11 protein-coding genes are annotated in these 14,117 nt (G+C 35.9%); 6 read left to right on the top strand and 5 right to left on the bottom strand.

Annotation, left to right across the window (positions count from 1 at the left end):
* Nucleotides 1–36: 36 nt before the first annotated feature.
* The 3 genes from BXY64_RS19015 to BXY64_RS19005 form a co-directional block, all read right to left on the bottom strand.
* Nucleotides 37–915 (bottom strand): YicC/YloC family endoribonuclease, encoded by an 879-nt coding sequence (locus BXY64_RS19015; protein ID WP_211334553.1) that lies wholly within the window; start codon nucleotides 913–915, stop codon nucleotides 37–39.
* 69 nt (nucleotides 916–984) lie between these two features.
* A complete protein-coding gene (locus tag BXY64_RS19010; protein ID WP_120241559.1) occupies nucleotides 985–2,325 on the bottom strand; it encodes an MATE family efflux transporter in 1,341 nt (446 codons plus the stop codon).
* A gap of 81 nt (nucleotides 2,326–2,406) precedes the next feature.
* The gene (locus tag BXY64_RS19005; protein WP_120241558.1) at nucleotides 2,407–4,272 is read right to left on the bottom strand and encodes an ABC-F family ATP-binding cassette domain-containing protein; all 1,866 of its coding nucleotides are present in this window, start codon (nucleotides 4,270–4,272) and stop codon (nucleotides 2,407–2,409) included.
* A 132-nt stretch (nucleotides 4,273–4,404) separates the two neighbouring features.
* On the opposite strand from BXY64_RS19005, the gene nth reads away from it, so the two are divergent.
* Entirely contained in the window at nucleotides 4,405–5,064 is a 660-nt protein-coding gene (nth, locus tag BXY64_RS19000) for an endonuclease III (RefSeq protein WP_120241557.1), read from the top strand.
* 65 nt (nucleotides 5,065–5,129) lie between these two features.
* Here the strand turns inward: nth and zupT are convergent, their stop codons facing one another.
* Nucleotides 5,130–5,954, bottom strand: coding sequence for a zinc transporter ZupT (zupT, locus tag BXY64_RS18995; protein ID WP_120241556.1), 825 nt, complete (start codon nucleotides 5,952–5,954; stop codon nucleotides 5,130–5,132).
* Nucleotides 5,955–6,123: 169 nt separating this feature from the next.
* Here zupT and BXY64_RS18990 point away from each other — a divergent pair, with 169 nt between their 5' ends.
* The 5 genes from BXY64_RS18990 (at nucleotide 6,124) to BXY64_RS18970 (ending at nucleotide 12,532) form a co-directional block, all read left to right on the top strand.
* Nucleotides 6,124–6,294, top strand: coding sequence for a DUF362 domain-containing protein (locus BXY64_RS18990; RefSeq protein ID WP_120241555.1), 171 nt, complete (start codon nucleotides 6,124–6,126; stop codon nucleotides 6,292–6,294).
* A gap of 600 nt (nucleotides 6,295–6,894) precedes the next feature.
* Nucleotides 6,895–9,909: a SusC/RagA family TonB-linked outer membrane protein gene (locus BXY64_RS18985; protein ID WP_120241554.1), complete on the top strand. Its 3,015-nt coding sequence runs from the start codon at nucleotides 6,895–6,897 to the stop codon at nucleotides 9,907–9,909.
* A 35-nt stretch (nucleotides 9,910–9,944) separates the two neighbouring features.
* Entirely contained in the window at nucleotides 9,945–11,405 is a 1,461-nt protein-coding gene (locus tag BXY64_RS18980) for a RagB/SusD family nutrient uptake outer membrane protein (RefSeq protein WP_120241553.1), read from the top strand.
* Nucleotides 11,406–11,552: 147 nt separating this feature from the next.
* Complete coding sequence (locus BXY64_RS18975; RefSeq protein ID WP_120241552.1) at nucleotides 11,553–11,813, top strand: RagB/SusD family nutrient uptake outer membrane protein; 261 nt, start codon at nucleotides 11,553–11,555, stop codon at nucleotides 11,811–11,813.
* A complete protein-coding gene (locus tag BXY64_RS18970; protein ID WP_120241551.1) occupies nucleotides 11,795–12,532 on the top strand; it encodes a RagB/SusD family nutrient uptake outer membrane protein in 738 nt (245 codons plus the stop codon). Before BXY64_RS18975 ends, BXY64_RS18970 begins: the two co-directional genes overlap by 19 nt.
* Here BXY64_RS18970 and BXY64_RS18965 read toward each other — a convergent pair.
* Complete coding sequence (locus BXY64_RS18965) at nucleotides 12,494–14,089, bottom strand: YfcC family protein (protein WP_120241550.1); 1,596 nt, start codon at nucleotides 14,087–14,089, stop codon at nucleotides 12,494–12,496. The two genes, BXY64_RS18970 and BXY64_RS18965, sit on opposite strands and share 39 nt — an antisense overlap.
* Nucleotides 14,090–14,117 lie beyond the last annotated feature (28 nt).

Genomic DNA, 14,117 nt, shown 5'->3' with positions numbered 1-14,117 from the left:
TTGACCCTACGCTTCTGTTGAATTTCGTTTTATATTTTACAAGACATTTAAGAGCTGCTCTTTTATCTTTTCCAGCTCGTCTTTCATCTGAATCACTATTTTTTGAATATCAGAATCGTTTGCTTTCGATCCTAATGTGTTTATCTCTCTACCAATTTCTTGAGCGATAAAACCTAATTTTTTACCGATTGACTTGCCATTGTTTGCCGTTTCGATAAAGTATTTGCAGTGGTTTTCTAAACGAACCTTTTCCTCGGTAATATCTAACTTTTCAAGATAATAGATAATTTCCTGCTCGAATCTGTTTTTATCTACATTTTGTTTTTCAACAAAATCCTTAAGGTTATCGTTAATTCTTGTTTTAACAGTTTCGATACGTTTTGCTTCGTACTGAGGAACCTCTTTCAATAGTTTTTCAATGTTTGCAATACGCTCGAATATATCCACTTGTAAAGCTTCACCTTCTTGCTTTCTAAATGAATTTAAGTCGGCAACAGCCGATTTAAATCCTGCAAAAATTTGATTCCATTCTTCTTCGTCCAGCTCTTGGTGCTCTGTTTTTAGGGCATCCGGAAGCTTAACGATGGTTTGAAGAATAGGCTCTTTATCCATAGGAATACCTAATTCTGAAGAAAGTTCGGAAAGCTGTTGATAGTAAGCTTCAACAATTGGTTTGTTTATTTTAGTTTCTTTATCGGTACCAACACTCTCTATAAATACAGACAGTTCAACTTTACCACGTTCAAGTTGATTCTTGATTTCGTTCCTAAGAACCAAATCCTTTTCTTTATATAGGTTCGGTATTCTGGTATTTATATCCAGCTGCTTGCTGTTTAGAGACTTAATTTCGATGGAAACCTTTTTGTTTTCCAATTCTAGAGTGGCTTTACCAAAGCCGGTCATCGATATTAACATATACGAAATATTTATTTCCGCAAAGGTAAGAGATTGAAGTGGAATTACAAACTAATTGGATTGTAGGAATCAAGCTTTGTGAGGAACTACCGATTTGCTTTTCCATTTTCCTGTTAAATAGTACAAATAGGACAGAAGTGCTCCCATTGACCATCCAATTGGAATAGACCACCAAATTCCTGTTTCTCCAATTTGAGAGGAAAGAAAATATGCTCCAGGAATTCTAATAATCCATAAAGAGAATAGGGTGATAAACATTGGGATTAAAGTATCTCCAGCTCCGCGTAGTACACCATTTGTTGTAAATAGAGTTGAAAACAACAGGTAAAAGGAACTTACAATGATTAAGTACTTTTCGCCAATCGCAATTACGTTGGGATCAGTGGTAAACATTTTCATGAGTTGACTTCCGAATATCACAATTATGGCAGTCATTAAAATGCAGAACAGGTTCGACATTAAAAATGTTGCCTTAAATCCTTTTCGTACCCTTTCTATTTTATTGGCTCCCAGGTTTTGCCCTACGAATGCAGCTACGGCCTGAGAAAAGTTCATTGCAGGCATCATGGCTAGAGAATCTATTCTACCAGCGGCAGTATAGGCCGCAATAACATCAGTACCAAAAGTATTTACAATTCCCAGCAAAGCCATCATTCCAATGGCAACAAAAGTGTGCTGAATTCCAGAAGGCAAACCAATCTTTAAACTCTTGATGAAAAGAGCTTTATCAAAACTGAGTTTCGATAATGAAAATTTCATGATTTTATGAGTGCGATTAAGGTATAAGATTCCGGTTACAAATGCTCCTCCTTGAGCGATTACCGTTGCCCAGGCTGCGCCTGCAATTCCCCATTTAAATACCATTACAAAAAGAACATCAAATAGGATATTAAAAAGAGATGCAAGAATTAAAAAATAGAGAGGAGTTTTAGAATCTCCTAAACCTCGTAGAACCGAACTTGTACCATTAAATCCAAAGAACAGGATCATTCCTGCCATATAAATGTTTAGATAAGTAGTTGCCTGAGGAATTAACTCCAAAGGCAATTGCAAAAGAAGAAAAAGTTCTTCGCTATAATAAATGCCAAATATTGATGCAAACAAACCTGCTACAAACAGGAATATATACATTGTATCGATGGATTTTTTTACGCTGTTAATATCCTTTGCGCCATAAAATTGCGATATAACAATAGAGAAACCGGAACCAATTCCAATAAGCAGTGCAATAAGTGTAAAAATAATCGGAAATGAGGCACCTACAGAAGCTAAGGCCTCTTTACCTAAAACTTTACCAACGATAATGCTATCAACAACATTGTAAAGTTGTTGAAATACATTTCCCAATAGCATTGGTAGTGTAAAATTAAAAATTAGTTTGCTTACGTTTCCGCTTGTAAAATCTTTCATTCAGCTTTTTTGTAGAAATACAAAGCTCTTAATTTTATCATCATTCTCAAAAAAAACAGAAATGTTTCACAGTAGTAACAATTAAGCTCGTTCACTTAATTCCAGCCAACGTAACTCTTTCTCATCAATCAGGTTGATTACTTCTTCAATTCTGCTTGCTTTTTGCATCAACTCATCGTTAGCTAATGTACCAGAGCTCATTGTAGTTTCCAACTCTTCTTTTTCGGTATTTAATGCTTCCAGGTCAACTTCTAATTGCTCAAATTCGCGCTTCTCGTTAAAAGAAAGCTTTTTAACCGAGTTGTTTGATTTTGGTTTTTCTTTTTTTGGTTTTACAGGCTTTTCAATTTTCTTAAGCTCCTTTTCCTCTTCAGCAATTGTATCACGGTATATTGTGTAGTTGCCAGGGAAGTTTCTGATTTTTCCCATTCCTTCGAAAGCAAACATCTGGTCAACCACTTTATCCATAAAGTAACGGTCGTGAGAAACAATGATTAAACAACCTTTAAAGTTCATTAGATATTCTTCTAAAACATTCAGAGTCATGATATCCAAATCATTTGTAGGCTCATCCAAAATTAGGAAGTTTGGATTTTTCATTAAAACCGTCATCAAATACAAGCGACGTTTTTCTCCACCACTTAATTTTGATACATAGTTATATTGTGTTTTTGGTGGAAATAGAAAATACTCCAAAAACTGAGATGCCGACATCACCTTGCCATTACCTAGATCAATTGACTCAGCAATATCTTTAATTACATCAATAATTCTCTCATTTTCATTAATTGTAATTCCATCCTGCTTGTAATAACCGTAAACAACTGTTTCTCCAATTTCAATTGATCCTGAATCCGGTTCAAGATTGCGGGTAATGATGTTTAGGAAAGTAGATTTTCCGGTTCCATTTTTACCCACAATTCCAATTTTCTCGCCACGCTGAAATTTATAACTGAAATCTTCAAGAATTTTTAGGTCACCAAAACTTTTGTATAAACCTTCCAGTTCCAGAATTTTCTTTCCCAGTCGAGCTGATTTGATATCCAACTCCATACCGTCTTCCTTAAAACCCGCTGCTGCTTTTTTCTTCAGTTCGTAAAAAGCATCAATGCGGTACTTTGCTTTTGTTCCGCGTGCCTGAGGCATTCTTCTCATCCACTCTTGTTCAGTTTTTAAGAGCTTTTGAGCTTTGCCAACTTCAGCATTTATATTTTCAATTCTTTCGGCTCTTTTTTCAAGATAATAGGAATAATTGCCTTTATAAGTATAAATGGAGTTCGCATCCATTTCAATGATTTCATTACAAACTCGATCTAAGAAATAACGATCGTGAGTAACCATTAGCAAGGTTCCTTTCGACTTGTTCAAATATTCCTCCAACCATTCAATCATCTCCAAGTCCAAATGATTGGTTGGCTCATCCAGAATCAAAAAGTCAGGATCTGTAATTAATACTTTTGCCAATCCAACTCTCTTTTTTTGTCCACCCGAAAGTTGTCCTATTACCTGATCGAAATTGGTAATTTTAAGTTTAGACAGAATTTGTTTGACTTTATTCTCGTAATCCCAGGCTTTGTATTGATCCATTTTCTCAAGAATCTCAGTCATTTTTTCCTGATCATTCGAGCTAATTACTTTTTCGTATTCCCTGATTACAGAAAGTACAGGATCGTCGGAGTTAAAAACTTCATTAAGAACTGTGTTGCTGTTTTCTAGATTGGGATTTTGCTGTAAGTAAGCAACTTTGATATCATTACGAAAAATTACATCTCCAAAATCTTGAGAGTCGATTCCTGCAATAATATTTAGAAGGGAAGTTTTTCCGGTACCATTTTTTGCGATCAATGCAATTTTTTGACCTTGGCCAACTCCAAAACTAATGCCTTCAAATAGTGTTAGATCTCCGTAACTTTTGCTTAGGTTTTCAACCTGTAAATATGATATCATTGTGTTATTCTCTAAAATTGTGATGCAAATTTAAGAATAAGTATCTCAATACTTACTTTTCTGTAAGCAAATAAGGTTTTTCGTAAGAGTTTATTAATTTCGTTAGCTCGCAATTGTAAAACAAAACTAACTATGCGTAAAAAAGAAAGGTTTGAAAAAATAATAGCTTGGTTTCAGGAGAACATGCCAATTGCTGAAACAGAATTAAACTATACTAATCCTTACGAGTTATTGGTTGCCGTAATTTTATCGGCGCAATGCACCGATAAAAGGGTTAACCAGATTACACCTCCATTATTTGATAAGTATCCAACAGCATTCGATTTGTCTCATGCAAGTCAGGATGATATTTTCGATTTGATCAGATCATGTTCATACCCAAATAATAAGGCAAAGCACTTGTTGGGAATGGCAAAGATGCTGGTTAAGGATTTTAAGGAAGTGGTTCCTGATGATGTAAAAGAACTACAAATGCTTCCTGGAGTTGGTAGGAAAACGGCGAATGTAATTGCATCAGTTGTTTACGATAAACCTGCAATGGCCGTGGATACTCATGTTTTTAGAGTTTCTGAAAGACTAGGTTTAACAACCAAGTCAAAAACTCCATTGGAAACAGAAAAGGTTTTGGTGAGTTATATTCCAGAAGAATTGATTGCTACCGCTCATCATTGGATAATTCTTCATGGAAGATATGTTTGTTTGGCTCGCAAACCCAAATGTAAAGCATGCGGATTGAAAGAGTATTGTAGATACTTCCAAAGAGAAGAAAAGAAAAATGCTAAGGCAAAATAGAAAGTTTAGCTAGCCCTGATTTGTAATCAGGGCTTATAGAGTAAAGGATTTTTAATCCCAATATTTTACAAGAATAACAAAAGGCTCACAGCCATTACCGCCATTCCGGCAATCAATCCATAAATAGCATTGTGATGTTCTCCATATTCTTCTGCAGTTGGTAATAGTTCATCCAATGAAATGAATACCATAATACCTGCAACACCTCCAAATAATACTCCAAAAATTGTATTGCTTAAACCTAACACAGAATAGATAAGAATAAAACCGATTAAAGCTCCAACAGGTTCGGCCAAACCAGACAGAAATGATAATAGGAATGCTTTTTTCTTACTACCAGTAGCATAATAAATTGGTACCGAAACTGCAATTCCTTCCGGAACATTGTGAATTGCAATAGCCACAGCAATTGGAATTGCAATTGTTGGGTCGGCAAGAGCTGCGGCAAATGTTGCCAGGCCTTCTGGGAAGTTATGAATTGCAATAGCTAGTGCTGAAAATATGCCCATTCTCATCAACTTCTTGTTTTTGATATTGGCCTCGTCAATGTCTTCAATCTTTTTAACCTCATGTGGGTTTTCAAAAGAAGGAATTAATTTATCAATTACTGCAATAAATAAAATACCACAGAAGAATGAAATTACCGTATACCAAGTTCCTGCAACTTCGCCATGGTCAGTAATCAAAGCATCTTTTGCCTTCTGAAAAATCTCAACAAGAGATACATAAATCATTACACCTGCTGAAAATCCCAGAGATAGAGATAAAAATTTGGTGTTGGTTCGTTTAGCAAAAAAGGCTATGGCACTTCCTATTCCTGTAGATAGACCAGCAAATAAGGTCAAGCCAAAAGCTACTAATACCGTTGTGGTAGAATATTCAAATTCCATGTATTGTTTTTTTAGTCTGTTTAATTTTTTTTGTTGGAGTAAATATAATCATTAATTGGAATAATTCTAAATAAGAATTTAAGATGTTAACATCTTGTTTTGATTGAAACCAAGTCGTAATTTTAATTCAGTTCATTATAAGTAATTTATCAATTAAAAACGAATTGTTATGGCTTACCTTATATCAGATGAATGTACCGCTTGTGGTTCATGTATTAATGAATGTCCGGTTGATGCAATATCAGAGGGGGATATTTATGTTATCGATCCAGATGCTTGTATTGACTGTGCTGCTTGTGCAGAAGTATGCCCTGTAGAGGCTATTTCAGAAGCTGATTGATTTCGTTAAATCATTGAATATTTGAGAGAAATCTGAAAAGATTTCTCTTTTTTTTTTTAATATTAAAAAAAAAGAGATAAATTAGATAGGGTAAAATGTTTGTAAATCATCTAATAAATATAGGGCTCTTTATTATGATGTTAAATCATGCCAATTTCTATAGAATATATTTGGAGTGCCAAAAACAATTTTACTAACCTAAAAACTTTTAATATGGAATTACTACTCGAAGCATCCTAAAAGGATTTAACTAAAAAAAACATGTAGATTACATTTCTTTGTAATTTAAGTATCGTTATACTATTCATCTCATGTCGACTGTTATGGACAGTAACGATTGTTATTATTATCTCTTCAAGCTCAAAACCCAAAATCACCAATAATTTATCGGAGTGTAGAAATATATTTTCGGCTCGATTTGTATATATAATATAGAATCACCGATTATAATTCGCACAAATATAGAGACTGTTTTAGGTGTGAAATAAATCACCTAAAAGTTTAGTTATGAATTCTAAGGCCAATGTAAAAGCTTTACTATGTGTCTTGAGTTGATGTATCTCAAGATTTTATGATGAAACTTATTAAAAATTTAATTGTATGAAAAGACTGATATTTACTGTTTGCATATTTATTATGTCATTACAACTAATAAATGCACAAACAAAACTGATTTCAGGTACAGTAAAAAGTTCAGATGATGGCATGGGAATGCCAGGAGTATCTGTAGTGATTAAAGGCACTACTTCAGGTACAAGTACCAATATAGATGGAGAGTACACAATCTCCGCAGAACCAACCGATTATATCGTATATAGTTTTGTGGGAATGGTTACACAGGAAATTCTTGTTGGTGATCAAACTGTTATAGATGTTACATTAAGTCCGGAAAGTATAGGGATGGATGAAGTCGTGGTTGTTGGATATGGTAAGCAAATTAAGTCAGAAATGACGGGTGCAATTACAAAAGTTAGCGCAGAAAAACTGCAAGACGTACCAGTACCAAGTTTCGAATCTGCACTTCATGGTAAAACCGCAGGGGTTTTTATCGAGAAGGCAAGTGGTAAACTAGGGGAAGCCATTAAAATGAGAGTTCGTGGGTCATCATCAATTTCAGCTGATAACCAACCATTATATGTACTTGACGGAATTCCAATTATTTCACAGGATCAGGGTATTGGGAATAACTCACCAACAAACCCATTGAATACGATCAATTTTAGTGAAATTGAATCGATTCAGATTTTAAAGGATGCATCAGCTGCTGCAATTTATGGTTCCAGAGCGGCAAATGGTGTTGTAATTTTAACAAGTAAGAAGGGTAAAGAAGGGAAAACAAAAATTAACCTTAGCTACTCAAAAGGTTTTAGTAAAGCAGCTAACAAAGTTGACTTTTTGAATGCGGCAGAATATCGTGAATTATACGGTGAAGCCGCTGTAAATGCAGGTTACTTTGCTTCAAATGAAGATGCTTTTGCTGATGGATCATGGTTCCCAGGATGGTTACGTGATGGTGGCGAAGGTGTTGATGTTGATTGGCAAGATGAGGTATTCAGAACAGGAAGTGTTGAAAACCTTGATTTGTCAGCTTCAGGTGGTAGTAAGAATACACAGTTTTACGCTTCCTTCTCAAGAAACTACAACAAGGGGATTATTATCAAGAATGATTTTACCCGTACTGGGGGTAGATTGAACTTAGATCATACTGTGAACGAGAAATTGAAAATTGGTGTTAGTGGTAGTCTTGTTAAAACAGAGTTGGATCGTGTAGCAAATGATAATGCTTTCTCAACACCAATGCAGATGGTAGCTTTAGCTCCAGTGAACCCTACTCACGATCCTGAAACAGGAGAGTTGAATACGCGTACCATTTATTATAATGGTTTGATTTCGGCAAGAGATAACTTTGTGAAACAAGAGGTTACCAGAACCATTGGGAATATGTATGCTCAATACAAAATTCTACCTGAATTGAACTTCAGAACAGAATATGGTTTAGATAACTATAGTCAGTTAGAAACCAGCTTCCAGGGTAGAGAAACCAATGATGGTGCTCCATCGGGGAATGCAAGTGTAAGAAATGTTAGATCTGTAAACCAGGTGTTCAACAACTATTTTACCTTTAATAAGGAGTTTAACCAAGATCACACCATGGAGGTTACTATGGGTATGACTTATGAAGAAACAAAAGATGACAACAGTACAGTTACAGCTATTGGGTTTCCTTCTGATGACTTCCAAACTCTAAATAGTGGTGCTGAAACAAGTTCTTTTGGTGGTGTTAAAACAGAGTTTAGCTTCTTATCATACTTTATTCGTTCAAACTACAAATTTAAAGACAGATACCTGGTTAATGGTAGTTTCCGTCGCGATGGTTCTTCCCGATTCGGTGAAGACAAGCGTTTTGGTAACTTTTTTGCAGGTTCCCTAGGTTGGATTGTTTCCAGAGAATCATTCTTGGCAGATAAGGATTGGTTAAGCTTCCTGAAACTAAGAGGTAGTTATGGTGTTGTGGGTAATGCAGGTATTTCAAACTTCGCTTCTCGCGGATTGTACCAAGGTTCTTATTACACAACTTACACTGGTATCAGACCAACTCAATTGCCAAATCCAGATTTGAAATGGGAAACAACTTCTCAATTGGATATTGGTGTGGACTTTGGTTTCTTTAATAATAGAATTAATGGTGAATTTGATGTTTACTACAAAAAGACCAAAGATTTATTATTGAATCAGCGATTGCCAGCGACTTCTGGTTTTACATCTATTACAAAGAATGTTGGAGAGCTTGAAAACAAAGGGATTGAATTTTCGATCAATACAAACAACTTAATTGGCGAGTTTAAGTGGAATACTTCATTTAATATTTCATTCAATAAGAATGAAATTACCAAGTTACCTGGCGGTGATATTGTTGCTGGTGTAAACAGAGTAATGCAAGGTGAGTCAATTGGTGTTTTCTATACTCGTAAATATGCTGGTGTTAATCCTGATAATGGTCATGCACTATATTACGTAGAAGAAGGAAGTAGCGAAACAACTGATGATTACAATGCTGCAGCTAATATGGTTGTTGGTGATCCAAACCCTGATTTCGTTGGAGGTATTACAAATAGCTTCTCATATAAAGGGTTTGATTTAGATGTTGTTATGGCATTCGTTTATGGAAATGATGTATACAACGGTGGTGGACAATACCAGTCGAACCAGGCTTCAAGCTGGAAAGACAATCAAACCAGAGATCAGTTGAACAGATGGCAACAGCCAGGTGATATTACAGACGTACCACAGGCATGGTTAGGTGGAAATCAGTATTCAGGTACAGATCCATCATCAAGATACTTGTCTGATGCTTCTTACTTACGTATTAAGAACGTGACTTTAGGTTATAATTTCCCACAAAGCGTTCTAAATACTTTGAAACTGTCTAATCTTCGAGTTTATGTAACAGCTGTAAACCTATATACATTTACCGATTATAAAGGTTGGGACCCTGAGGTGAACTTTGCAGGTGTTGGACTTGATCAAACCAACACAAATGTGATTCAAGGTAGAGATTTCTATACTGCACCACAGGCAAGAACAATCAGTTTTGGTGTTAATATAGGATTATAATTTGCTGAAGTTAAGTTTATATAAATAGAAAAATTATGAGAAAATATAAATTAATATATGTAATTGCATTTATGACTTTTCTAGGCTTATCCGCTTGTGAGGATAAATTAGAATTAGATCCATATCAAAGCATAGATGCAGAATTAACAAATACATCGGAGAAAGTAATGCTAACTGCAAATTCTGTTTATGAACGTATGCAGAATGCTGACCTTTTTGGTGCGAACATGAACTATTTCAGTGAGCTAATAGGAAGATCATCTGATGTAAGTTGGGTAGGTACCTTTAATACGAAAAGAGAAATGGGGCGTAAGCTTCTTTTGATTAACAATGCCGATGTTCGTGATGTTTGGATCGAAGCCTACTATACCATTAATATCTGTAATATTGTTTTAAGCAAATTGGATATCATTGATGACGCAGATGATAGAAACAGAGTTGAAGCAGAGATGTTGGCTACTCGAGGATGGATTTATTTTGAATTGGCCAGATTGTGGGGAAAACAATACGAAAGTGCAGGAAGTAATTCACAATTGGCAGTGCCAATCTTATTGGATCCTGTAGAAGGTGAAAGTGATGTTACTTACCCTGGCAGAAGTTCTGTTGGAGATGTTTATTCCAGAGTATTGTCTGATTTAACAGGAGCAGAAACATTATTTACTACTTACCACACAGCAACAGGTGACAGTCGAATGACTTATCTTAACGCAAATGTAGTGAAGGCAGTTTTGGCAAGAGTTTACTTGCAAATGGGTGACTATGCAAATGCTACCATCAAAGCTAATGATGTTATCCAGAGTGGTTCGTATGGTTTAGTTGATGCACCTTTAAAAGCATTCAATAATTCAAGTTACACTCCAGAAGATATTTTTGCATTGCAACAAACTGCATTAAGTAATGCTGGTGAGTCAAATGCTGGTTTAACAACACACTATGCAAGTTTAGCTGGTAATGGTCGTGGCGACATGGAAATGACTTCTGATTTTCTTGATTTATTTGAAGTAGGTGATTTAAGAGGTGGATTGACTACAGATCTAGCTGGCTCAGCTTTAATTACAGACGTGAGTACCATGTACTATATTGGTGTTGGACAATCTTCAAATAATGGTGGTATTAACACTGCCAAATATGGCGATGGTAAGAAGAATACTCCACTGATCCGTTTTGCAGAGATGTATCTAATTCGAGCAGAAGGTAACTTCGAAGAAGGAACTTCTTTAGGTGATACACCACTAAACGATATCAATAGAGTGAGAGCACGTTCAAATGCATCTGCATATACAACTGTTGATCAAAACAGTATCAGACAGGAAAGATATTTTGAGTTGTGTTGGGAAGGTTTCCGTTTACACGATTTAAGACGTTGGAAAGTGAACGTTTATAATCCAGATGACGATACTGAATCAATTGCTTATGATGCAGATCGCTTGGTTCTACCTGTACCAGAAAGAGAGTTAGAGGTTAACGACAACCTTGTGCAGAACTCTGGTTATTAATATACATCTATAAAATGAATTGGCTGTCTCATGAATTGAGACAGCCTTTTTTTTGCTTTCGAATATGGTATCATGAAAATGCCGATTGAAGAATGAATTCTTATGAATTGGCTGTAGCTTTAAAGTCTTGCAAACAATACTTTAATTATGGAAGTCTGGAGAGATTGCTTTGAAGTTGTAATGGCAGTAAACTTTGTTATCGATGGTGTTCTTGCCTTGGAAGAAGCAGGATTCGAAGATGCAGAAAAAAATTCTCTGATTGCTGAGGCTCGATTCATGAGGGCATTGATCTACTTTAATATGGACGACTGGTTTTCGGCACCAATTCAGCAAGGAAAAGGATCAAAAGACTGTCTTCCAATTGTAGATTTTATTTTTACCGGAGCACAATGGAATTTGAAATTCTAAGGTCAAGTTTGAGTGAAGTTCATTCGTTTATTGCAGCAGATTTAGACTTTGCAATTGCTAATTTGAGTGGAACGGATCGTACCATGGCCACAAAAGGAGCTGCACAAGCCCTTAAGGCGCGATTACATCTATACAGAGGAGAATGGTCTGAAGCAGCTTCTTTGGCAAATTCGGTGATCGGAGATTCTAATTTTCAGCTGGTAGCAGATTACTCCTTTTTCCAAAATGAAGGATCAAAGGAGCATATATTTACATTGGTGAATACTGCCGCTGATGGACAATATAGTGGTGAAGGATTTTCAGGTTTGTTTAATCCTTCTCCTGAAGGACGTGGAGATGCTCCATTCTCAGATTATTTAATCAGTACATTCGATATGGATAACGATCTTCGTTTTACGACACTTACCGAGCAAGGGGCCGATGCCCAAAATACCATATCATTCTTTACTACAAAGTACGTTGATGGTATTACCAATGCCGATAATGCCCCGGTAATAAGAATTACTGAAATGTATCTGACAAGGGTAGAAGCAAACTTTAGAGCAGGATCATCAACGGGAGCTGCTCCCCTGGATGATATCAATATGCTAAGAACACGAGCTGGCTTGTCCTCTTTTTACCCAAAATTCAGGATATTAATCGAAATAAAAAGGGGCTCAAGCGAGCCCCTCATTTTATATTTAGAATCCATTCAATTCCATGGTTACAGTTGGAATTAGCAATAAAAGTCCTAACAAGAGCAAGATTGCCATAAATCCGCCAATCCATTTTACCCATTTGTCGTATGGAATTTTTGCAACGCCAAGAACGCCGATTAATACGCCCGAAGTTGGAGTAATCATGTTGGTAAAACCATCACCAAACTGGAATGCCATTACTGTTGCCTGGCGCGATACTCCAATTAAATCGGAGAACTGAGACATCATAGGCATGGTTAAGGCTGCTTTCGCAGATCCTGATGGGATAATTACATTAATAATATTTTGGATCAGGTACATGATTGAAACAGAAGCCATCTTCCCAAAATCGTTCATCGATTGTGAAATGTAATAAAGGATAGAATCGATTACGTTTCCTTCTTCCAGTACAATTAGAATACCACCCGCTAAACCTACAATCATTGCAGCAGAAAGAATATCTCTCGATCCTTCAAGGAATAAGTTTGTGATTTCGTTGGCAGTGTTGTTGAATGCTATACCCGAGAAAATACCCATGGCAAAGAATAAGGTAGCAATCTCCATGATATACCATCCATATCCCATTACACCAACAATTAGGTAAATGATTGTGAAAAGTAAAAGGTTTAGAATGTAGAAATGTACCGATTTACGAAGAGATATAAGACCTAGAATTGCAAATAAACCTGTCACAATTGGAAGTACATAGGTAGTCATTTCCGAATTACCAACTTTCAAAGTACTCATAGGATAATGGAAAGAGAATACCACCATGGTAATTAAGAGAATGAAATAGGTTACCCATGCTGATTTTGGAGTATAGAATTCCAACTCTTCCATATCTGTATCGGTATGTTTTCTCCAGTAAGCATCATCGGTGTAAACCAAAGATGCTTGTGGGTTTTTGCGAATTTTAGCAGCATATCTTAAAATGAACGCAAATCCAATTACATTAATTACTACCCAGCAAAATAACCTGTATTCAATACCTGAGAATAAAGGCAGGTTGGATAAGCCTTGCGCAATACCAATGGTAAAAGGATTTAGAAGTGCTCCTGCAAAACCAAGTCCGGCAGCTACAAAACAGATACAAACCCCAACAATGGAATCATATCCCATTTTAATGGACATCGGAACAAAAATGATTACAAAGGCAATGGTTTCCTCACTCATCCCAAATGTGGCACCAAAGGCACTAAACACCAGCATGATTAAGGTCAGTATAATATTGTTGACCCCAATTTTCCGTATGGTTTTATTCTTCTCGAGTTTTTGAGTGAATTTCAAGAAGGAATAGATTCCTACATCAATAGATTTACTCGCATTCATAATCCAGAATGCACCACCAATTACCAAAATAAACATGATAATGTCGGCCTTGTCAACAAATCCTTTAAAGAAAGAAGAGAAAATTTCCCAACTTTGCCCTTGGCTTTCTATTTGATGATATGAACCCTGAACAATAACTTCACGATCAGTTCCATTTACATTTACTGTTGTTCTTTCAAACTCTCCTCCTGGAATTATCCAGGTTAATATTGCAGATAATACAACTATTGCAAATACAATTACATAAGTGTGTGGTATCTTTTTAAACATATAGGTTGATTTAGATTGTGTTTTGGTT

This window comes from Marinifilum flexuosum (assembly GCF_003610555.1).
Classification (GTDB): domain Bacteria; phylum Bacteroidota; class Bacteroidia; order Bacteroidales; family Marinifilaceae; genus Marinifilum; species Marinifilum flexuosum.
This window is presented reverse-complemented; position numbering and strand designations above follow the sequence as displayed.